Source organism: Alicyclobacillus fodiniaquatilis, from assembly GCF_042678105.1.
Lineage (GTDB): Bacteria > Bacillota > Bacilli > Alicyclobacillales > Alicyclobacillaceae > Alicyclobacillus > Alicyclobacillus fodiniaquatilis.
In genome coordinates this window covers 199,571-222,513 of the sequence record NZ_JBHUCX010000020.1, presented here as the reverse complement: position 1 = coordinate 222,513, position 22,943 = coordinate 199,571, and the positions used below count along the sequence as shown (strand labels likewise).

At 48.9% G+C, this 22,943-nt stretch carries 20 protein-coding genes; 4 read left to right on the top strand and 16 right to left on the bottom strand.

The window, feature by feature from the left end:
* Window positions 1-36 precede the first annotated feature (36 nt).
* On the bottom strand, window positions 37-867 hold the full coding sequence (locus ACFSB2_RS07430) for a sugar phosphate isomerase/epimerase family protein (RefSeq protein ID WP_377942401.1): 831 nt from the start codon (window positions 865-867) through the stop codon (window positions 37-39).
* Window positions 868-1,069: 202 nt separating this feature from the next.
* On the opposite strand from ACFSB2_RS07430, the gene ACFSB2_RS07425 reads away from it, so the two are divergent.
* Complete coding sequence (locus ACFSB2_RS07425; protein WP_377942400.1) at window positions 1,070-1,885, top strand: metallophosphoesterase family protein; 816 nt, start codon at window positions 1,070-1,072, stop codon at window positions 1,883-1,885.
* Between the two features lie 33 nt (window positions 1,886-1,918).
* Here the strand turns inward: ACFSB2_RS07425 and ACFSB2_RS07420 are convergent, their stop codons facing one another.
* From ACFSB2_RS07420 to ACFSB2_RS07390, 7 genes are all read right to left on the bottom strand, one after another.
* On the bottom strand, window positions 1,919-2,773 hold the full coding sequence (locus ACFSB2_RS07420; RefSeq protein ID WP_377942607.1) for a MurR/RpiR family transcriptional regulator: 855 nt from the start codon (window positions 2,771-2,773) through the stop codon (window positions 1,919-1,921).
* 93 nt (window positions 2,774-2,866) lie between these two features.
* A complete protein-coding gene (locus ACFSB2_RS07415; protein ID WP_377942399.1) occupies window positions 2,867-3,856 on the bottom strand; it encodes an ABC transporter ATP-binding protein in 990 nt (329 codons plus the stop codon).
* A complete protein-coding gene (locus ACFSB2_RS07410; RefSeq protein ID WP_377942398.1) occupies window positions 3,856-4,830 on the bottom strand; it encodes an ABC transporter ATP-binding protein in 975 nt (324 codons plus the stop codon). Before ACFSB2_RS07410 ends, ACFSB2_RS07415 begins: the two co-directional genes overlap by 1 nt.
* Window positions 4,831-4,854: 24 nt before the next feature.
* Window positions 4,855-5,754 (bottom strand): ABC transporter permease, encoded by a 900-nt coding sequence (locus ACFSB2_RS07405; protein ID WP_377942397.1) that lies wholly within the window; start codon window positions 5,752-5,754, stop codon window positions 4,855-4,857.
* Between the two features lie 5 nt (window positions 5,755-5,759).
* The gene (locus ACFSB2_RS07400; RefSeq protein ID WP_377942396.1) at window positions 5,760-6,734 is read right to left on the bottom strand and encodes an ABC transporter permease; all 975 of its coding nucleotides are present in this window, start codon (window positions 6,732-6,734) and stop codon (window positions 5,760-5,762) included.
* 94 nt (window positions 6,735-6,828) lie between these two features.
* Window positions 6,829-8,616, bottom strand: coding sequence for a peptide ABC transporter substrate-binding protein (locus ACFSB2_RS07395; protein WP_377942395.1), 1,788 nt, complete (start codon window positions 8,614-8,616; stop codon window positions 6,829-6,831).
* 255 nt (window positions 8,617-8,871) lie between these two features.
* Complete coding sequence (locus tag ACFSB2_RS07390) at window positions 8,872-10,104, bottom strand: MFS transporter (protein WP_377942394.1); 1,233 nt, start codon at window positions 10,102-10,104, stop codon at window positions 8,872-8,874.
* 527 nt (window positions 10,105-10,631) lie between these two features.
* On the opposite strand from ACFSB2_RS07390, the gene ACFSB2_RS07385 reads away from it, so the two are divergent.
* The 3 genes from ACFSB2_RS07385 to ACFSB2_RS07375 are packed head-to-tail and all read left to right on the top strand — an operon-like array spanning window position 10,632 to window position 12,539.
* On the top strand, window positions 10,632-10,826 hold the full coding sequence (locus tag ACFSB2_RS07385; protein ID WP_377942393.1) for a DUF5808 domain-containing protein: 195 nt from the start codon (window positions 10,632-10,634) through the stop codon (window positions 10,824-10,826).
* Window positions 10,827-10,839: 13 nt separating this feature from the next.
* Window positions 10,840-11,736: a heme ABC exporter ATP-binding protein CcmA gene (ccmA, locus tag ACFSB2_RS07380; RefSeq protein WP_377942392.1), complete on the top strand. Its 897-nt coding sequence runs from the start codon at window positions 10,840-10,842 to the stop codon at window positions 11,734-11,736.
* On the top strand, window positions 11,733-12,539 hold the full coding sequence (locus tag ACFSB2_RS07375; RefSeq protein WP_377942391.1) for an ABC transporter permease family protein: 807 nt from the start codon (window positions 11,733-11,735) through the stop codon (window positions 12,537-12,539). Before ccmA ends, ACFSB2_RS07375 begins: the two co-directional genes overlap by 4 nt.
* 98 nt (window positions 12,540-12,637) lie before the next feature.
* Here the strand turns inward: ACFSB2_RS07375 and ACFSB2_RS07370 are convergent, their stop codons facing one another.
* The 8 genes from ACFSB2_RS07370 to ACFSB2_RS07335 form a co-directional block, all read right to left on the bottom strand.
* A complete protein-coding gene (locus ACFSB2_RS07370) occupies window positions 12,638-12,856 on the bottom strand; it encodes a hypothetical protein (RefSeq protein WP_377942390.1) in 219 nt (72 codons plus the stop codon).
* Window positions 12,857-13,021: 165 nt separating this feature from the next.
* Complete coding sequence (locus ACFSB2_RS07365) at window positions 13,022-14,308, bottom strand: cytochrome P450 (RefSeq protein WP_377942389.1); 1,287 nt, start codon at window positions 14,306-14,308, stop codon at window positions 13,022-13,024.
* Window positions 14,309-14,375: 67 nt separating this feature from the next.
* Window positions 14,376-14,978, bottom strand: coding sequence for a TetR/AcrR family transcriptional regulator (locus ACFSB2_RS07360; RefSeq protein ID WP_377942388.1), 603 nt, complete (start codon window positions 14,976-14,978; stop codon window positions 14,376-14,378).
* Between the two features lie 84 nt (window positions 14,979-15,062).
* A complete protein-coding gene (locus tag ACFSB2_RS07355; RefSeq protein WP_377942387.1) occupies window positions 15,063-15,527 on the bottom strand; it encodes a GNAT family N-acetyltransferase in 465 nt (154 codons plus the stop codon).
* Window positions 15,528-15,633: 106 nt separating this feature from the next.
* Window positions 15,634-19,161, bottom strand: a complete 3,528-nt coding sequence (locus ACFSB2_RS07350; RefSeq protein WP_377942386.1) for a hypothetical protein — start codon at window positions 19,159-19,161, stop codon at window positions 15,634-15,636.
* Window positions 19,162-19,178: 17 nt separating this feature from the next.
* On the bottom strand, window positions 19,179-20,510 hold the full coding sequence (locus ACFSB2_RS07345; RefSeq protein ID WP_377942385.1) for a hypothetical protein: 1,332 nt from the start codon (window positions 20,508-20,510) through the stop codon (window positions 19,179-19,181).
* Window positions 20,511-20,811: 301 nt separating this feature from the next.
* Window positions 20,812-22,119 (bottom strand): sensor histidine kinase, encoded by a 1,308-nt coding sequence (locus ACFSB2_RS07340; protein WP_377942384.1) that lies wholly within the window; start codon window positions 22,117-22,119, stop codon window positions 20,812-20,814.
* Entirely contained in the window at window positions 22,116-22,808 is a 693-nt protein-coding gene (locus ACFSB2_RS07335; protein ID WP_377942383.1) for a response regulator transcription factor, read from the bottom strand. Before ACFSB2_RS07335 ends, ACFSB2_RS07340 begins: the two co-directional genes overlap by 4 nt.
* Between the last annotated feature and the right edge of the window lie 135 nt (window positions 22,809-22,943).

Below are 22,943 nucleotides of genomic sequence, written 5' to 3'. Positions count from 1 at the left end.
GGTCGATCACGGCATCAAACTGCGCCTGCTAAACGCTCAAACGGGCACTGATTCGTTCAGCAAATTGCGCAAAAACGCTAAACTTTGGCGGACTCCATCCAATTCGTCTCCGTCGCCCTCATATTCGATGGACAGGGTTCCAGAATAGTCAATCACTTTGAGCATCGATAGGATATCCGGGAAAGGAACGATGCCTTCACCACACGTGACGCCGGAGAAATACTCACCAGTCGTGGCGCGCAACCCTGCTTCGCTCTTCACGAAATCTTTCACGTGAATATGGGAGAGCACCCCCGACAACTCAGCCAACGCCTCCATCGGCTGCTGTCCGACTAAATAAAAATTTCCTACGTCAAATGTCGATCTCAACCGGCTTGAACCAACCTCCCGAATGACCCGCTTGATCTGTTCGCCGCGACCAGCCAACAGGCCATGATTCTCAAGGGCGAGCGTAATTTCAGGTTCAATGCCTTCGACCGCCGCTTTCAGTCCCTCGACAATGTACAAAAATGCCGACTCAAAGTCATATCCCTCTTTTAGATTGCCGGCAAAGACGCGAACGACCGGGGCGTGGAACTGGCGTGCGAAGTCGAGTCCACGACGTACGGATGCCAACGCATCCGCTCGCTTGGCGGCATCCGCTTGAACGAAGTCGTTGGCGACCGCATAAGCGGCCACCTCCATGTCATTTTCGCGAATAAACCGCAGCACGTCCGGTACTTCCTCTGCTGCATCTCGCCAAAACAAATCAAGGAGTTCCACGCGTCGAACGTCGATGTCTCGACAGAATCTTAAAAAATCGATCGTGGTCCAATTCTCGTGGTAAAATTTTCGATGGACACTCCACATGCTCACACATAATTCCATGGATGACGCCTCCTCCACTTTTCGTCGATACAGGCCTTACACGCACAGCGACAGTGTTCATCTAAACCCATTTTCTAGCAAGGTTATCATCACTATGAAGACATATTCCACTCCTGAATGGAATATACCTTCGTTTTAGATGTAGAGAGTGGATGGTTTCTTCTGAAAATACGACATTTGAGATGAATTGGGGGATAATTGCATGCGTATCGCCGTTGCTTCTGATCTTCATTTCATGGCGTGGAAAGAAACATTGGAGCCTGTCGATTCCGTTCCCGGACTTTACCACGCTTTGCATGATATTTCTCTGCAAAAGCCGGACATCTTGATCATCAATGGGGATTTGACCAATGGTAAAGTTCGCGACTATGAGTTAGCCATGCGAGCCATCCGGCAATTTGTCGATGTTCCGGTGTATTACACGATGGGTAACCATGAGTATTACGGCTATTATGAGGACAATCCGTATTCGTGGTCACTGGCGCAAACTCGATTTTTGACGTACACCAAACAAGCGCACATCTATTTCGCCAAAGATTTTGCAGATACGCGCTTCATCTTCTTATCACCAGAAGGCTATCATCCAGATTGGCACGACTCAGCGTGGTTGTCGCCGACTCAAGTCAAATGGTTTGCCGCGCAGGTTCAAGACTGGAGCGGTCGGCTTTTCGTTTTCCTCCATCAACCGCTCAACAATACAGTCGTAAACTCGGGCAACACTTGTTTTCAGAGTGAAGAGCTTCAAGCAATTCTCTGCGGCCGGTCGAACACGTTCTTCATGAGTGGCCACACCCATCAACGAATGGATCAACCCGCTCAATTTATCCAAAAGGATAAGGTCCATTACGTTGGTGGAGGATGTGTGCTCAAACAATTTCCGCAGAGCCGATTTGTCGACCTCACAGCGACAGCCGTGACATTTCGGATTCGTGATCATAAATCAATGCGCTGGTTGGACGACGATGTCATCACGGTTCCCAATGATGCGGACCAGTTTGTCGACACCGGTTCGCAATGATGTGACTGGATGGCAATTGGGTTCACTGAATCGTCAATACATCTTGTTCAAAACTGATTTGGCACGCTTATTTAACGCTTCGAAAGACGATGACCGTTGTTTTTGTGAAACAATGGTCGAAAGAATGTCCAATACGTGTATTTGGGCAAGTTTCGATACAAATGCGCCTCCTTGCAAGGGCGTTTCTTTCGAGGCTGCCAAGAGGACGGCATTGGCGTACGCAGTGATGGGAGAGCGGGCGTGGCTGGTCAAACAGATGACGAATGCGCCGTTCTCCTTTGCAATTCGCAGCGCGTCAACCAAATCCTTCGTACTGCCGGATGTGGAAATGCCGAATACGACATCCGATGCAGTCATCATGGCGCAGTTCATTGCAATGATGTGCCCATCTGACGCACAATGGGCGTCAAAACCAAGTCGCATGAATCGGTATTGCGCACCGGCTGCCGTGATCCCAGACGAGCCGACTCCAAAGAAGAAAAGTCGCTTTCCCGTAATGAAAGCATCCATAGCCTTTGTCAACTCGGCTTCGTTCAAAAGGCTCAATGTATCATTCAGTGCCTCGGTATTGAACAACGTCATTTTTTGGCATATGACACCGATGGCATCTTTTTCATCGATCTTGCCGTACACTTGTTGACTTGGGCTCACCAAATCCTGTGCAATCGCTAGCTTAAATTCTTGAAATCCTCCGTATCCCAATTTACGGCAGAAACGAATGACGGTGGTCTCTCCCACCTCGGCTGCTTCTGCTAAATCGGTGACCGATGAATATACGGTGTCGCTCGGAGCCGTGAGCACGGCCCGAGCTACTTTTTGTTCCGCGTTCGATAAAGAAGGTAAGAGGCTGTGAATCATGGCTAGGGAATTTGCCACGGTTTGCTTCATTTCGGGATCTCGCTTCACACTATTGCCCCTCCCCTCTTCGTCTGTCACGTTGATATTTGCCATCTCGCCGCCATTGCTTGACAACATAGACGGTTATTTCAGACGATCCGCATGGTGGCACGCCACGCGGTGGCCTGGAAGCGGTTCGGTCCACTTCGGTTCCTCTACTTTGCAGACGTCCGTTGCGAATGGGCAGCGTGTATGATAAGCACACCCAGAAGGCCTATGTGTTGGCGACGGTCGTTCCACCTTCGTCAGTGAACCCGTTGGCAGCGACTTCACTTTATCTCCAACGAACGCTGGAATGGCGTCGATCAGGGATTTTGTATATGGATGAATGGGCTGCTTGAATAATACTTCAGACGGGGCTGATTCGACAATTCTGCCCAAGTACATGACCACAGTATCTTCACAAAGCAGGCGAACGGCCGCCAAGTTGTGCGAGATAAATGCATACGTAAGACCCATCCGCGCTTTCATCTCCTGTAGAAGGTTGAGAATCTGGGCTTGGATGGAAACATCCAGACTCGACACCGCTTCGTCCAGAACAAGTAATTCTGGAGACAACGCCAACGCGCGCGCAATGGCCACGCGTTGCTGTTGACCGCCACTCAGCTCATGTGGAAACTTGTAATACAGGTCTTGGGACAGACCAACGGAAGCCATCAGTTCCAATGCGCGAGCCGATTGTTCACTTTTTGTTCCAGTTTGGTGAATCCGCAGCGGTTCGGCAATATTCCCTCCCACCGTATAGTGCGGAAATAATGAACCGAACGGATCTTGCGCCACGAATTGAACGTTTCGTCGATATCGCTTTAACCGTCGCTGCGGCAAACGCGAAACGTTTACACCGTTCATCCAGACTTCTCCCGAGGTGGCTGGCAGCAGCAGTTGGAGTACCCGCATCACCGTCGATTTACCGCTGCCGCTTTCGCCGACCAGTCCCACACTTCTGCCTTTTTCAATGACCAAGTTGATGTCTTGGCAAGCGATGAGCGCTCCTTTGGGAATCGGAAACGATTTGGTGATGCCTTTCAGTTCGACCAAGACTTTTGATGACACGGACAACATGGTTTCCGGCATCAGGCAATCCCCCCTGTCTGCGCCAGCCAACAAGCAACCTCATGGTGAGCCGCGTATGAAAATAGCGGTGGTCGCTTACTGCAAATGTCCATTTTTGCGGTGCAGCGATCAGCAAAAATACAGCCGTCCGGCAAAGCGCGCGTTGTATTGATCGGGTTTCCCGGAATGAAGGGAAGCCGCCCGACAGGCTCATTCAATCGCGGAATCGAATTCAACAAACCCTGCAAGTAGGGATGGCTACATTGATTGACCAAAGAAGGGACCGGAATGTGTTCCATCACCATGCCGCCGTACATGACGTACACTTCATCACAAAGTTGTGCGGCGACAGCCAAGTCATGTGTGATAAAGACCAGCGACATGCCTCGATCACGCTGTAGTTGTTTCAAAAGCATCAAAATCTCCGCCTGAACAGTGACGTCCAGCGCGGTGGTCGGTTCATCTGCAATCAACAATTTCGGTGAAGCAATCAGCGCGATGGCAATCATCACGCGCTGGAGCATGCCCCCGCTGAATTCAAATGGATACATATTGAACCGTGCGTCAGGGTCCGCGATACCAACCTGATCTAATAAGGATATTGCCGTTTTTTTCGCCGCCGCTGCTGACGCCATGTGGTGATAGAGCAACGGCTCAATCAGTTGCTGACCGACCGTCTTCGTCGGGTTGAGATAGGCGGATGGATTTTGAAAAATCATGCCAATGTCTTTTCCCCGTCGGGCCCGCAATGCTTTCTCAGACAATTTCAACATATCGCATCCGTCGAAGAGGATTTCTCCACGAACACAGGCGTTTCCCGGAAGTAAACGAGGAACGGACATCATCACTGTGCTCTTGCCGCTGCCGCTTTCACCGACAATCGCCACTGCTTTGCCGGCGGGAACCACTAAACTCACACCGTTGATGGCGTTGACATGTCCTTCATCGGAGCGAAATTGAACAGACAAGTTGTTCACCTGTAAATCAGGAACCATATTTCCTCCCCCATCCTCCGCGATTTAGCGTCCACGTCGAGAACTCTTTGAATCGAATACATCGCGCAACCCGTCCCCCACTAGGGCAAAACTGATCAGCGTAATGGCAAATACGATGACAGGCCCAAGCAATAAAAAGGGATAGGAGAACATTGCCGACTGACCTTCAATGATCAGTGTGCCAAGGTCGGGTGTGGGTGGTTCAATGCCAAGTCCGACGACGCTCAACCCCGCCTCAGCCATCATGTTGGCGGGAATGCCAAACGTGATCGACACGAGAATGGGTCCCATGGAATTGGGGATGATGTAGCGCGTGATGATGCGCCACCATGATGCGCCCATGCCTTGACTGGCTTCCACAAAGCCGGATTGACGGACTTTCATCACTTGACTGCGCACCACGCGGGCCATTCCGACCCAACTCGTCGCCGCAACCGCAATCAGAATCGCGCCCAAATTGTGGCCTAAGAGCACAACCAAGATGATACTGAACAGGAAACTAGGGAACGCATAGACGATGTCCACCGCGCGCATGAGCAGATTGTCCATCGTACCTCCCAGGTAACCGGCCATCGCACCTACAAGTATGCCAACCGTCAATTCGACGATCTCAGCGCCAAAACCAATGGCGCAAGCATTGCGCAATCCCCCAAGAATTCTGCTCAGCATGTCTCGACCGAGGGAATCCGTTCCCAACCAATGCTGCCAAGTCGGCGGGCTGTAGACGTGCGAGAAATCGCTCGTCGTCGGATTGTAAGGAGAGATCACGTTCGACAGTGCCGCGCAGGCCACGACCAATACGAGTACACACAAACTGACGACAGCGAGATGATTTTTCGAGAACCTGCGCCAAAACCGCTTCCACGCCGTTGCCTGCGGTCGCGTCAGATGTACATTTTCCGTTTTTGCCGCTGTTGTCGACATGTCGCTCACCTCCTTGTTTGGTGCGCTTTGCGGATGCGCGGATCCAAGAGGCTGTAACAGATATCGACGAGCAAATTCATCACCATGATGAACACCGCGTACATCATGGTCGAATCCATAATGAGCGGATAATCGCGTGTCGAAGAAGCGTCTGTAAAAATCTTTCCAAGCCCGAGAATGCCGAACATCTGTTCAATGTACACGGTCCCCATCATGAGGGCTGCCAATTGCGGACCGACCACCGTGATAAATGGGAGCAGTGAGTTGCGTAGTCCATGACCAAACAACACGGCTCGCAAGCCCCCGCCTTTCGCAAACACGGTCACCATGTATTCGGAGTTGAGCGTTTCAACGAGACTGTTGCGCATATATCGAGACATGGAACCACACATTGGCAAGGCCATCGCAAGCACGGGAAGAACGAAGTATTTTGGCCCTGCCTGACCGACCACGGGCAGCAAGTGCACCCAAACGCCGAACACAAGCATGAGCAGTACCGCCACGACGTAGTGCGGAATGGACGCGGCCATGGTCGCGACGAGGACGGTGCTTCGGTCAACCCACGAATTTGCCTTTATGGCGGACACGGTGCCCAACACCACAGATAATAGGACGGCGATCACAATCGCCAAGATGGCGATCATCAGCGTGAGCGGAAACGTCTGGGCAATCAGTCGTGTCGTCGGCGTTGTTTCGTATTCAAACGAGGCGCCCATGTGCAGCGTGACAAATCCCCAAATATAGCCCCAATATTGAACGTACCAAGGCTTATCCAAATGAAACGTATGAATGAATTCCTGCACCGCTTGCGGATTGTTGACGCCAAGACTGCCAAGACCGAGATTGACACCGTTTAAACCGGAACTGCCCATTTGCAGAAAGCTGCCGGGCGCAGCGCGCATCAATAAAAAAGTGACAAAGCTGACAACGATGAGCGCAAGGATCATGTAAAGTACCCGCCGCGCAATATACGCAAACAAGTTTGCACCCCCCATATTGCAGGAATGGAGGCAGCAGGTTTTTGCTGCCTCTCTTCAATTGCACCGTTCACGTTGAAATGTGTCGCAGAGCTGATTACACGGTAATGTTGTTCAGCCAATACGGCGGATCGATGAGCAGCATTTGATCCGGTTGATATCCCTTTACCTTTGAGCTGATGAGCACGGGCTGAAGCGGTGTGTAGACGCTGATGGAGAAATTCTGCTGAATCTGTTGCCCATAGTACTGTTCAAGCAGACTTTGATCATTGGTCTGGAAGGCCTGAATACCCAGTTTCACGTTATTGAGGATGCTTGTGGGCAGTCCTTTCTGATAGATTGCGAATTCCTCGGCCAATTTCTTTGACGAAGATAATGACGCGTTGCTGTCAATTTGGTACCAATCTTTGTAGTCAGTCGGTGAGAGGAAACCGTTAATCAGGATTGTGTTGCCAGGGAAAATCCAGCTTTTCAGCGTCTGTGGCAATGCGAGATTGGCATAATTGGCGTTCGTCGATTCGTTGACGAATCCCACCTGATTGGCAGGCAGTTGTGCCTTCAGCGCAGTCACGTATTGTCCCCACTCAAGACCTTCGAAGTGGACTTTCACGCCTAGCGTCTGTTCCCACATCTGCTGAATGGCGGAAGCGACGGGGTCTGTGGTGCTGCCGACGATGATGTCGACAGTGGGGAACCCTTTGCCATCTGGATAGCCAGCTTGAGCTAACAATTTCTTCGCTTGGGTGGGGTTATAGGCTGGCGCGTATTTCTTCACCCACGGATTTAACCATGTCGGCAGATAGTAGTTGTAAGCTGGTTGACCAGCGCCTTGCAGGACGGAATTGGTGATGACCGAGCGATTGAGGGCGAGCGAGAACGCCTCACGCACTTTCGGATTTTGCAAAGCGGTGTTTTGCGACGGCAAAACGGCGAGCGTATACTGTGCTGACGCCGGATACATGTGCAGTTCTTGGCTCAACGTTGGGTTTGCTTTGACGGCGGCGAGATCTTGGGGTTGCAACATGGTTTCTTGCATTTGTCCACTTTTGAAAGAAGATAAGCTGGTGTCGTTACCCGCCGTGCTATTGTAATAGACTGTGATTTGTTTTAATGAAGTCTTTCCGTAATAGTGCGGATTTTGCACCAACTTGGCCGAAGTTTTTAACTTGTAGGATTGCAACATATAGGGTCCATCAGATACGACTTTTGCAGGATTTGACCAATCGGAAGGTTTCATCCCCTTTACGGCTTTTGGATCCAAAGGCACCACCCAACTCGATGTGGGCAGCGTCAGATCTCGCAAAAACGTCTGATCTTTGCGCGACAACGTAATTTGCAGCGTATGGCTGTTCAGCGCTTTGACACCCAAGCTGCTGGGCGTCATCCCCGATTCGCCTTGCAGAATGGATTCTGCGTTGAGGATCGGCAGATTGTTTGCGCTGACCGGACCTTGACCTGCAGCGACGGCGGTTTGCGGATTGACGGCCCGTTGCATGCTGTAGACGAAATCCTGTGCGGTAACCGGATCTCCATTTGAAAATTTCGCGTCACTCCGCAATTTGAAGGTGTATACCTTCCCATTCGAACTGACCTTCCACGAGGTGGCGATGCCTGGAATCGGTTTTGTGGCGTTCGGTCCTGGAATGACCAATCCTTCGAAAATACCTTCATCGTCGAGATACGCTTCCCACGACGACAAATCGGGATCAAATCCATGACCATCGCCAAGATTGAAGAACATCGAAAATGCGGAGCCGTTGTCGTTACCGGTGGCTCCCTTAGCAGGATTGGTCTGCGGGGTTCCCCCTGTTGCCGTACTGCATCCTGCCGTCAACGCCAGTACACTTGCCAAACCAGTCGCCATTGCCACTTTGTACTTGTTCAACACTGACGCCTCCTCGAACGCTTGTTCATTTAAATCAGGGCGTGCACGTCATCGCGCCTACAAAGGAATTGTGATTGGTATGAGTGCCCTGTTAAAACGCAAGGCCACGGTAAATAAAGTCTTTTAGCTCACGCGTGTGAAAAACGTAGAACGAGAAATGAACATCCAGTTTGAAAATTCATGGTGGTTTTCTCCTTCAAAATTGTCAGTAAGGAATATGCCGTCGGAAAGTAGAATATGCCCACAGGGTGGATTTCATTTGAACTGTCTTATCGTAGGGAAGCACAAAGTGGCCATCGCGACCAAGCACATCGTGGCTGCTTCAGCCATCATGGTATGGATGCCGCCAAATCTGCGAAATAGCGTGCCGGTCAATAAATAGCCGATGGGCTGTGCTATGGAAGCAGAAAATACTTCGAGGCTAATCACCCGCCCAAAAAACGCCTCGGGGACGAGTTCCTGCAAGATGCCCTCGTGTATGATGCCAAATAACATGTTGCCTGCCGAACTGATCGCCATCATCAACATGAGGCCAGGCAACCAGTGGATAAAAGCCATCGCCAGTAATGCGAACCCTTGGATGGCAACGGCTCCATACGAAATCACACCCCTGTGTTTCCACTTGCGGATGGACCCTACAATCATCCCGGCAAGCATTGCGCCAATGCCCGACATGGAGACGACGATGCCATAGGTGTAATCAGGGAATTTGAAGTGGACTTTGAGCAACCACGGCAGGAGGATGGGGATGAGGCCGCTATATGAAATGATGATGAATGTCCAAGCCAAGATGCCGATCCAAACCCAAGGGTGTCTCGTCGTTTCGCGGTATCCGGCCATCAAGTCCTGGATGAAAGTCTGTTCTTTATCCTTGCGCGGCGTGGTTTTTAGGTGCACGTCTGTGTTGCGGATCCACAAAAGACTGATAATGGAAAACAAAAATGTAGCCGCATCAAACACAAAACCGACGACAGAAGACGTCAAAGTCATGATCACCCCGCCGAGCGCTGGTCCGACTAAGCTGGTCATTTGTGTGCCGATTTGCGTCAAGGAAATCGCGGCATTTCTGATCTCAGGAGTGAAAATCTGTCTTCTCAGCGCCATATAAGCCGGGCGGAATAGGACTGACATTGCACCGTAGACAAATACCATCACTTCTAACATAGGGATCGTAAGATGATGACTTATTCCGAGGATGCCGAGTGTTAGAAGCAGCGCAAATCGCATCAGGTCTGATGTCAGCATCATGGAGACTCTTGGAAATCTATCCGCCATCACGCCGGTAAATGGCTGAAGTAATATTTGTGGAATCACGCGTAATGTTGCGATCACGCCCATTGTCAGCGCAGATCCTGTCAAAGTATAGACGACCATCGGCAAAATGACGCCAAACGCCTGATTGCCAAACCCAGACAAGAGTTGGCCGCCCCATAGTGCAGTGAATGAACGGGAAGTTCTCAATGGTTGTAATAGCGCAAATTTATCCATGTATTTGTATGCACTCCTTCATGTTTTCCCGCGCGCGTTCACTTATCATAAATTGATTTAAATATCAAGTATAGACTTATATTTTTGCTGGATTTAAACTCATAATATGAAAATCGAAATTAGGCGATTTTGTTTTGATTGCATCACAAAACGAACATACGTTTGCGATATAAAAGCTGCTCTCTAAGATAGAAAGCAGCTTTTTTCCTTTTTTGAGTAGTTAACTGTGCGCCTACGCCGGTCTCAGTTGTCAATCGGTCGTGCTCATGAGCAGGATTTTTTCATCAAAACCCCCTCTCTCGTCACGTTTCGCCGTTGCTGCGGATGATTTCAGGAATTCTATCTCGGACAAGCTTGTGATAGACCATCATTGCGCGCCTCCTCCCCTCTGGGATGTTACTTTCTATCTCCATGTTTTACATACCGACATGTAAACGCCTCTTCCCTTTGACACATTTCATTTTGTCATTTATTATACATCACATATAACAAATATATCTGACAAACAATGCGAGGTGATTCACACCATGTCAAATAAAGACCCAAATAAAGGATGGTTTTTTCGGTGGATATATTTCAACCCCGCCGACAAACGAATCATCGTCCCGCGCAGAAGCGGGATCGGCATCACTGTCAATTTTGGCTCCATTGTGGGGATGTTCATCGCCCTTGTCGTCCTTGTCCTCATCGTGATGATCATCATCGACAAACATTCGTCTTGAGGTGAATCCATTGTTGCAAATTCAGTCCGTTACTGCTGGTTATGGTTCTGCTGTGGTCTTAACACAAATTGATCTCGAATTCTCCGCGGGTTTTCATGTGATTCTTGGGCCAAATGGTTCAGGCAAGACCACGTTATTTCGCGTAGCGGCTGGGATACTGCCACCCAAAGCGGGCCAAATTAAAATTTTAGGTCAAGATCCCCTTCACGCGCCGCTGGTGAAACAGCAAGTCGGCTATCTATCCCATAACCTGGGGTTATCGCCAAATTTGACGGTTGAGGAGAACCTGTTGTTTTGGGGTAAAATTCAAGGGATTCGTGGCGTCCGCTTGCGCCAAAGCATAGAAAATTCTATAGATAGGCTCCATCTGTCAGACATTCTTGGCAAACGAGTGCGCACATTGAGCCGGGGGCAATTACAGAGATCAGCGTTGGCCCAAGTGCTCTTGACCGACCCGAAACTGCTTTTCCTGGACGAGCCGACGACTGGGCTTGATCCTGCAGCGGCGCGCACTTTACGCCAGCTCTTGCGGGACATCACCAAAGATAGAACCATTATCTACTCCACACACAACCTATATGAAGCGACTGAGCTCGCGCAGGATATCACCTTTTTAACCAAAGGGCGCGTTGTCGCGCAGGGTTCCATCGAAGAATTGCGACGGCAGAAACAATTAGCGCACCGTGTAGGACTGCGTGTGAAGGGTGATCCCACTCCCATTTTTGCTTCATTGCAAGTCAACGCGCAGTTTGACGGATCCCACTGGGTTTTTGAAACGAGCAACGAAGAGGAAACTGGGCGAATTGTCGAGTCTCTCGTATCGGCTAAAATCACCGTCCTAGAATTGCGCGAGATGGACAATCCGTTGGAGGAACTCCTCCTTCAACTTGAGGAGGAAGCGAAAAAATGAATGTGAAAAGTGCATGGCGCTTAGGAACCGGTTTGTTTTGGCGAAATGTGCGTGGACAACGCAAACGGTTGTTGATCACGCCGCTTCTCATCATCGGGATCTTGCTCATGATTCCTTTGAGTGTGCTTTACGCCCCTGGCCTCGTCACGCCACAGACCATTCCTCGGTTAGAACAGATGGCGAATTTGTCTTTAGGCGTGCATGGCGGGCGGGAAGCGTTGTTTGCGGCGTCACTGTTTGGGATGGGGCCATACCTGATTGCGCTCTTGATGTCCAACATGGCATCGTCCAATGCGCAAGGCAGCTTTGCGACAGAAGCGGCGCAAGGAAGTCTGGAATTGCTCTTTAGCGCACCCTATCGCGCTTCAGAGATTTTTGCTGGCATTTTGCTGTCGTCTCTCTTTTTGACCTTTTCCATGTGTCTCATCATCGCCATCTGCACCTATGGCATCGCTGTGGGGTTTATGCTCGGCGCTGGCATTGCGGTTCCTTGGTCGCCCAATGATATCGTGTTCATTTTGCTGATGCCGTTCGCTCTGTCTATGTGTTCAGCCCTAATTTCGTTATTCATATCCCTTTTGTTCCCGCGTGCAGTAAAGGTTCGCACCGGGGGCACAAACAATTTGGCGCAATTGTTGTCCATGATTCCATCGTTTGCGTTTTTCATCCTGATTCCACTTCGCCCCGGTCTCAATTTGACAGACATGTCGATGATTGCACTCCTAGTGGGATTGATTGGATCACTGGTCATTGTTTGGTTTTTTGGACGGTGGTTTCGTCCAGAATTGGTCTTGGAAAAATAAGCGGTTGTCTGCGAATCACGCCACATCACGGACACGACGCAGTTAAGCCACCCTCCCTTTCGGGGAAGGTGGCTTACGATGCAATCGACAAACGGGTTTTATTGAAGCCATCCGCCGCCAAACGGACCTCCACCCGGTGTTCGACGACTTCTTTCTCTTTCAATGGCAATTTCAGTCTCGCTTTCTTTCTCGCGATCCGTTTTTTCATGATAAACGGGGAGATTCATCTTTTTCTGCTTATGCTGTTTGTACGCTCGATAGACCGTGAACGCGATGACGGCGATAGCGACCACTGCCCATAAAATGTCTTTTAGCACGAGCAGCACCTCCTTATGAAATGGATTTAAGTAAGTGACGGTGCCAACCAATCATCGGTATGATCTATAAGTATATGCTGTTGATTCCGTAAAAGCCACGGATTGCCTCGTGGTTTTTACGGAATCGTTGGCGAACGTTGCTCAATGCGGCGATTTTATGGGAGATCAATGCGCAACCCAAGCGACTTCTATTGGAAACGATTTAACTCCGTAGACAAAACCACTCACGATTGGCGCAAGCACTGTCTCCACAGCAGAAATGTCCTCCATGCGTGAAAGCATCGCCAAAATGGCGGCCCTTGCTTCCAGTTTCGCCAGCGGTGCGCCGAGACAGAAGTGTATGCCATGTCCAAACGCCATGTGATGGTTCGGTGAGCGGGTCGGGATGAATTGGTCGGGATCTTCAAAAACGCGCGCATCGCGGTTGGCGGCGCCAAGCCACACAACAACGCGGTCCCCTTTGGCAAACTGCTGTCCCCCTACTTCGATATCCTGTGTCACGATGCGGCTCGTCGCTTGTACAGGTGAGTAGTAGCGCAGTGTTTCTTCAATGACCCCATCCACCAACGCCGGATTCTCGCGCAGCATGGCCATCGTTTCCGGATGTTCGAGCAGACATCTCCACGCGCCCACGATAAGGTTGGTTGTCGTCTCATTTCCGGCCGCGAGCAATAGCACGCAGAAACTGATCAACTCTTCCAGCGAAAGCGACTCATTTTCAATTTGCGCCGCAATCAAGGCGCCAATCAGCGTATTGTCGTCTTTTTGGCGATGGACATCGACAATGTCGCGAAAGTAATCATCGAGTTCCTTGCGGCCAGCGGCCCTGCGCGCCACCAGATCTGCGAGCGTTTCCGCGCGCAAGTCGGCTGGTCCTTCCACGAGCAAATCGGACCACCGCTTGAATTTTTCCCGATCCGCCGCAGGGACGCCAAGCATCTCGGCGATGACGATGACTGGAAGCGGGTATGCGAGGGCGTCGACGAGATCGATCTCGCCCGCTTTGCCCCCAGTCTCTTTCACGATGTCGTCCAGTAAACTGGCAGTGATGGCTTCAATGTGTGGCTGAAAAGCGGCGATGGCTTTTGGTGTAAACGCGAGATTGATGAGGCGCCGCAATTGGGTGTGGCGCGGCGGGTCCAGATTGAGAATACTTGGCGCATAGTTTCCTGGCCCGCCTTGCCCGCGCGCTGTTCGTTCGGAGGAAAAATGCGCGTGATTGCGCAGGATGAACTGTGCTTCTTCGTAGCCAAACACATCCCACGACTGACTGGTTTCGTCCCGCAGCACAGTCCCCTGTGACAGACAGGTCCTGTACCAGGGAAACGGGTTCAACCGTTGCTCGCGGGTGCGAAGCGCGGTGCGGACAAAGCCAGCCATGAAATGCTGGGCATTTGACGTATTTGCTAATGCCCCATCGACATCACCATGCTCATTGTTCTTTGAATTCATGTGAACTTTCCTCCTTGTGTGCGAAAGGTCATTGGAACGGTGGCTTTTGACTGTTGCCGACGATACATCAGGGATTTGCAGGCGGCTGCAAAATGCGCAACACGATGTCGGCATCTGGAAAATGCTGTTTGGCCTTGTCACTGCCTTGGATGCCCATGATGCAGAGCCCATCGAGAAAAGCGAGCAGTGCCATCAGGAGTTGATCCGGATCTCCCGCCACGATAACTCCAGTTTGTTGCCCTTCTGCAATCAGTGATTGAAGCAACGAACGGAACGCTTCCGTCTGTTCTTCGAGTTGGGCGCGAAGCGCCGATGGCAATGCGTCGTCGTGCAGCGTCAGCACAGATAAGCGGAAAAATTCGATATGGGTATCGTCGAGATCGAGCAAATGGTCAATGAGAAAGCGCAGCCGCTCCATCGCCGTCCCGCTCATTGTCCGCACTTGTTCAAACGCTTTGAGGCGGCTTGCGTGGGTCAGCAATTCCGCGTAAATCGCCTCTTTCGAAGGAAAATAGCGATATGCAAGCCCCTGACTGACATTTGCCGCCGCGGCGATGTCCGCCATCGTGGCGGACCACCCTTTGCGCGCAAACACGCTGCGCGCGCCAGAGAGAATGTTGAGGCGTTGCGTTTCTCGCCCGTCTCCATGCGTGATTTCAGAAGTTGCCATTGCCTTGTCACTCCGTGAATGAATGGTTTATTCATTTTCGATCACGCTGAGCATCTCATACCTTATTTTCATTGTCAATGGTTGTCAGTGTTTGTTCGTCGTTGGTATCGAGTAATTTATCCAGTCGGCCGCTTGACCACCCATTTTTGCGTAAAACCGCTGTGCTCGTCGATTGTCGTCCGCAGTCACCCAAGACATATGCGCATACCCATTTTCCGTAGCGTAGGTATGACATGCCTCAAATAGGGATGCGGCAACGCCTGTACCTCTCACTTCTTCCGCCACATACAAGTCATTCATCACGGCAATTTTGTCGGGGCGAAGTGTGCTGAATGTGAAGTACAGTGTCGCAAACCCGACAAGTTTACCATTTTGCCAGGCGACAAACTGGATACCCTGTTGTTTGAAAAGCAACATGCCAATCAAGGCGTGCAGTTTTTCTACAGGCGGTTTTGGCCGTTGATAGAAATCTACGATGTACGCGTACATCAGCTCCGTCAACTCGTCTATGTCGCCATGTTGCGCTGGTCTAACCACTAAATCATCCATGGAGATCCCCCTCGTTCGGAATACGCATTCAGGATAGCTTACTTCAAACTAGACGTACACGGTTGTACGTCTAGTTTGAAGATCTTATAGGAACAGAAAGATATGATCAGCCGTTTGCAAGCTCAGGGATCTTGGAAGCGGAACTGACTGCAATTTTGATCAGCGTAACAAAAGCATCAACTCCACAAAGCGCCAAATCTCCGTCACCCTCTGCTAACTTTAACGGTTTCGCCAAATCAGGAATAGGGTCCAAGAAATTTTCTACGTATTCCCAGGCATTCCCTTCTGACTCAATTCCTCCTGTCACAGCTAGTGTGACAGCAACCATTTCACCAAAAACGCCAAAAGCTACGTGCCCAAATATGCCTGCTCGATTATATCGGGCTAGTTTCCCTTCGGCTGCAAGCCAAATTGTTTCATAGAATTGTTCTATAATATCTGCTCCCCACCTAATATAACCCGTTATCACATAGCCTTTTGGATCATAGAAATCTTTAGTTTTCATACTAAAGAATGGACAACCTACCGAGACGCTTGTCCATTTGATCCCCATCAGTATCCACGATTTAACTTTTGTGAATCTTGCAGTTACTTTTTCTGCGTCCATAGGAATCAGATCAAGCAGGGCATCAGCAAAATATTCAATCCCCTCGACAACGATTGAGGAAATATAAGCCACTCTCCAAACAACATCTCCTAACAGACGTTGTTCGTCGTCGCCTTCTGTGCTGGACTGTACTGCTACTCTAGGCTGTTGTTGATGGTTTCCTGCTAATGCTTGGCGTGTGGTTTCGAGCAGCTTCGCTTTACTCGTTTTGTCCCCGAATGCTGTGACAGCATCAGAATCTCTGAAGGGATTTTCGTTGAAAATAACTTTGTACAAAATTGTTGTCGGAATCGCTACGACTAACGAAATCGTGTCCAATAAGGTAAGGGGACTACCGTTTGTCGCCCAATGATACAAATCTGTAATCAGCGGAATTTGTATCTCCTGGTTTAAGATGTTTTTGAATTCCTGAATGATAGATTGCACCACACCAAACATGGCGTTTGTAACCAACTGGAATCCTTCTGCGGTCAATAGCGCCAATCCTTTCGTGATATTCAGAAATCCAGCAAATGTGGATTGAAGAAATTGATCAGGACTGGCCAATGCGGCTTTAAATTGTTCAATGGCATCTTCAAAAGCGGACTTCGACTTTAGATTATTTACATAATTTTGTAAGGTGGTGATGAATGAACTGTATTGAGATGTCAAACCGGGTGAAATTGAATTTGAGCCGTTCTCCTTATCTGCAGACATAAATGACATTAACTGCGACTGAACCTGCATGGGGGGAAGGTGGTCTTTCATAAAATTCGATCCTTGGGCTTGATTCACATCACCTTGCATGACCTTGAGTGATTTCGTGCCCACCACTTGTTGAATCGCACGGTCGAATGTGTCTTCGATGTTGTCTGTCAATCGATCCAAAGCATCGTTTACTTTAGTTTGAACCAAGTGGACTGCCTCAATTTGGTAGTCCAGCCCACTGTTGACCAAGTTTTTGATTACTTCATGTGTGCGTAAAATATCGTCCCATTTAAACAGGAAGCCTAGATAATCGAACAAGTCTTTAAAAAAGATCTTGACTGTATTGAATATTCCTTCCGCAATATCGAAAACTTGATCAACAAAATTCACAGCTCCGTCCCATAGAACTTTCCCGGCAATATCCTTTATTTTCACAAGGACACTTTTTACGAATTTTGTCGCCGGATCGACAATGGTGCTGACAAATAGGTTTCCTAGCTCGATGAATCCGTTTTTCACAGATTCCCACAAATCCCCCCAGGAAAACCCGAATGATGAAGACGACATGATGTTTGCTGTGCTCGTTGTCAAGGGGGTGGACGCCATCGCCTTTGCTGATGTCACGAATGGGGAAATCGACTTTGCAGTGTGACTTTCAAATTGAGGTTTTCCGCTTGTGAAGTCAATTGACCAATGTTGTTCTTCAATGTCAGAAAAATTCAACTGATGACTCATATCGGCTTGTCGAATTAACGCATTCGAGGTATTCAATCGAACCGCACGCTCTGGATGCTCATTATTTGTGGTAGGTTGGGTTCTACCGAGTGACATTGTCTTGTTAAGTGTCTGTGCAATTGCATCAGCCACTTGTGAATCACGATAATCCCCTGTCAGAAGAGGCGTGCCATCCTGTCGTTTCGCATTCAACAGCTGATCAGCCGTGATATTCTCTAAAGCGCTTTGAATATCTTCATTTGGTTGGATTTCATATCTTTGATTTTTACCAATCACATCTCCGGTCAAATAAAAATGCACTGCAGCAAGTTGACTCGTAGAATAAGCGATATAAATTTCGCCTTGTGCATTTGTTGCACAAGTTAACGGAGATGAATTAACGCGATATAATTGCCCATTTACCTCTGCTATGACATCAACGGAACTGGTCAGTTGAACCGATGCATCAATGCACACTTCGCCAGACTCATCTTTGAGTGTGACGCTGGTTGAATACGATTTTACAGATTCCAACTGTCCTGTATCCTGCAACATCACTTCATTGGTAATCCATCCACCTGTTCTCGGATTTTCAATCAGCTCAAACAACTTGCTATTCATATCAACGCAATATAAAGTCTCCTGGCTATCCACTGAAACATAGGAGATATCTTTGAGTAACGGTTTAGGATCATATAACCCTGCCACGCCGTGGTACACTACACCAGTTTTGGTTTTGGCATAATAGTGGGGATGGCTGCTATCGCTTTCGTTCATAATCGCAAAAAATTGTTCAAGATTTGAATCAAATTCCCCAATCTTCGTCAATCCTAAATTTTCATCTAGCAAGAAGAGGTCTTTATCCGTTGTCGTAAACAATTTAGATGAACCAGATGAGGTTGTCAGCGCATAAAGATCCGAGTACGTATTCTTTCCTGACTCGATGACTCGATGAAATGCGCTTAATCCGTTAAATTCTAAGTAAGATACTCCGGATTGGTTGATATAGGATACAAAAACGCCCTCACCTAATGCTTCAATTCTCCCAAAACCAACATCTAAAATTTTACTTGGAGTCGTTGTGAAATCAAAAGTGTTCCATGGATAAGGGCGCTTATTACTGCTCATATCGACCATCTGTAAAGCGTCAATTTCTTCTCCTGCAGGACTCGTTTTGGTCGTGATCATCATTACAAAAGGCTTATTGTTCGTATCAAATCCCAGATTCACCTTAGATATCTGGGTATTTTCCGCTCGACCACAATATATCCAACGTTCCAGTTCAGGCTCGGCTTCAAAGTTATTCACATAATAAAGTTCATTGGCCACACCAGTTTCGCCAGTGACCACGGCTACCAGATGTGTCTTCCCAGAAAAATCATTCGCCACAGCGATTTCGTGAATTTGTTTATTGAATGTCAATTGCGATCCATTGTAGTTGAGATCCAACTGACTCCATCCATTTGCTTTCTCTAACATGAACAGGTGACCGTTACTCGCAATCGAAAATACCTTTGATTGGTTCTGATCATCAACAAATGCAAAGATTTTAGTATCGCGTGATACGGGCGTCGTATAACTATAGTGCTCGATTAATTTGGATCGATATGAAACATTTGTATTCATATAAGTATCCCTCACTGTCAATTTGTGATTTTTACATCAAGGCGCATGTTTTGCTCTTTTGGCATTTCCAAGTGATCGTAGACAAACAGTGTCTTAGCCGGAAGTTCAATACAATGAACTGCATTGTTGAGCGTTGTGGCTAGATTATTGTCTTTCGCCAAATCAGAAATTGCGCCAGTTACAGCATCAGTCACCACTTTATAACCAATTTCTAAAAATCCAAGGGTGAGAATATCCAAAATAATTCTTGTCGCGAGGTCACCTTGGTCTGAGGAAACTTGTACATCGGTTTGTCTGGAACTGTATTCTAGTTCCCCATTGTTCACCTTAATGCTAATAAATCCCGATAGGTTTCCGATGCCTGTAATGGTGATCGCCGGTCCAATGTCTTTTGATTTACGGTATTCGAGGTCCATCCGTACTTCGTTGTTGTCAAAATAAATGTCCCATTTCGTAAAACGACAACCTTGAAAATCGAATTGATCTTTCAACTTAACTATACAAGGGTTATGAGCGTAGTCGAAATTCTCTTCTTTGAGGTTTGTGCCGCTATCTTTTACCTTCATAGATGCAACGATAGTGGGCACAATGAACGAACTAATGATTTTATAGTCAGAAACGATAAATGCTGCCTCTCCGTTAGAAACCAACGGGTATTGGAATAATCCTGAAGCTGGATCCGCATTTGGCGAGTCGTGATGATCCGTCAACAGCAAGAAATTTAAACAATTGTTATCCGGATTTGAGGCGTCAATTGTGATGGAAAAATCAGCACCTGTGGGGGCTAGTGGACCTAGTGTGTCTGGCAAATGAGGAACTTTCACACTTCCGAATAGGAATGTTTCGTATTGCTGTTGGTGCAAGTTATCAAGGTATTGCTGAAGCAACGTACTTAATGCGACTAATGCTTGGCCCTCTAATTCGACGTCCAGATTTGTAATCATGTGTGGATCAGACAAATCCAAAAATATCTGCTGAATCGTAAAATCAGAGGAATGGAAGTCTGATTTATGTAACATTTTGAGCGAACTAACTAGTCGTACGGACTTGCCGCTCAAGTCTTGTTTTGCTGGTACGGCAACAGGCTGGCCGTTTTGAAACTGAATTTTATAATAAGTGTAGCTTCCTGAAACGATGGGAATCACAATTGCTGCCCCTCGTGTAACTGGTACATTTAAATCAATGCTTGGAACGCCAAGCTCAGCTGTGATCTTTGAACCATCATCTGCCAAATTAAGATCCCACGTTGGCAATTGATTCATAGAAAACATTAGCTGAAATTGATTATTCAAAGTTTTTTGATTGATCGCCATCACCATATCGTACCCTTTGATGTCACGAAGACTCATTGTAAAATTCCTCCTCTTAATAGTGTGGCTAAGTCCTGATTGTTAATAATAACCAGGACAGGCGCACGATCGGACTATAGTTTAAGTCATACGTATATGTCAATAGGGGAATCGGATAGGAAGATATGAAAAATATTTTATGATGTCCGGTGTATTCCAATAGCTCGCAAGGCTGTCGTTTATGGGTGCCCAGGGTCATCCCAACGCCGTAGACATCTCATGCTCAGCTGAAGGAGAAGTCATTCCGTGCCATCTCCCTTGTTTGGTGGAATCTTCAACCAAGAAGCGCCGGATCGACCGGTTACTCGTTGGCAATCCAACAGGTCAATACAGCGCCGCCGTCAGCGTGGTTGGCCGCCAGCAATTCCCCTTGGTGTGACTTGAAAATGCGCTTGGCGATTGTGAGGCCGAGTCCGGCTCCACCGGTTGCGAGATTTCTCGATGCGTCTCCGCGATACATCGGTTCAAATACATGCGCCAACTCTTCATCAGAAAAACCAGGTCCTGTATCCCGCACCGTGAGCATGGTTTTGTCTGGATCTTGGCGCAACTGGACAAAAATATCCCCGCCTTGAGGCGTGTGGCGCAAGGCGTTGTCCAACAGGTTCGTCAAGGCGCGCTCCAGCAGGTGGGCGTCTCCCGTAACCAAAAAGTCCTTGTCGGGCACGGTCAGATGCAGTTGAATGTCCTTCGCGTCCGCCAATGGCTGCAGGCTTTCTGCAACGCGTTTCACGACCTTTGCCATATGGAGTCGATCCCGATGGACTGTCTGCTCCATATATTCGAGCTTGGTAAACGCGAAGAGATCAGATACGAGCCTATCCAAGTGATTGGCTTTCTCCTTACATACAGCCACGTATTTGGCAATTTTGGCGGGCGTCGCAGCGATGCCTTGGGCCAGCCCATCCAAATAACCTCGCAATGAAAATAACGGGGTTCGCAAGTCATGCGCGATGGCGCCGATGAAAAATCGTCGCTCCTCCTCCAGTTTTGCCTGTTGATCAAAGGCTGCCCGCAGACCTTTGACCATGACTTGGAAAGCGGTGCGCACTTGCGTAATTTCCGTCACGCGCGACACTGGGAGGGCAAAGTCGAGGTCTCCTTCGGCGATTTGCCGCGCGGCGCGACTCATCGCTTCAAGCGGCCGAATCACATTGCGGCGGATTTGGAATCCGACTAACGTGATCCCCAGAACGAGGGCAACCACCGCAGCGATGGCCGCAATGGTGTCCCCATGCCCTGCTGCATACCATTGAATGGTCCCTGCGATTTGCCCATTTTGCACAACCAGCATCTGCTGACTGGGCATCCAACCATGATGATGGTTGTCGCCAAAGATCACTTGGTTGGATGGAGATAAGATCACTGCGTTGATTCCTTTGGCTGCCAATTCAGTTTGAAGCTGATGTTGCCAGGACGGGTCTGTCCACTTCTGTTCATGCTGAATCATCAGGTGCGTCATTTGGGTCATCGCCGTTTGTTGCTGGCTTTGGGTTGGAGCCATTGACCGGAACAGGTGGGTGTCGAGCATGTGGACGAAGAAGTAGACAAACCAAGGGAAAATCACGATGAACAGCACGCCGATCACCATAAATTTTCGGATTCTCATCTTGGTATCCCCTCAAAGCGGTATCCAACGCCCCACACATTGACAATGAACTCCGGATGATTTAAATCCCGTTCAATTTTTTCGCGGATGCGGGCGATATGCACACGTATGGTGTGCTTGTCGCCAATCCCGTCCCAGAAGTTTTCCAACAGATAATCGTACGTAAACACCTGGCGTGGGTGCTCAGCAAACAAACAGAGTAAATCGTACTCTTTGGGTGTCAGCGGCACAGATTGACCGTCCACCTTTACATCGTGCGCTGTGAAATCGAATGTCAGTCTGCCGTAGTCCAGCAACGTCTGTCGCGGTCGCTCCTCTCTCCCATAACGGCGCAGGACAGCCTTCACTCGTGCGATCACTTCGGCGGGAGAGGCGGTTTTGACGATATAGTCGTCTCCACCCAGTCCCAACCCGCGAATCTTGTTGACATCGTCATCGCGCGCGCTCAAGAAGAGAATCGGGATCTCCGACTCCGCACGGATTTCTCGGCACAATTCAAATCCGCTTTGTCCTGGCATCATGACGTCAAGCAGCATGCAGTCGATGGATGTACGGCGCAGCACCGCCAATGCCGTAGTCGCGTTTGTGGCGGACTCCACGCAAAATCCTTCATTTTCGAGAAAATCTCGCATCAGTTCCACGATGGATTCATCATCGTCGACCACCAGAACTGTTCTGATGATATTCACTAGGAATCCCCCGTTTTCATGGCCTTCTTGTGCAGGCCCTACTCCAAATCAACGTCAGTTTACCACGATAGCGTGACAAATTGGCCGCGATCCCAATTGTTGTACACATCTGTGATGTGTTGTTGATCATTTCGT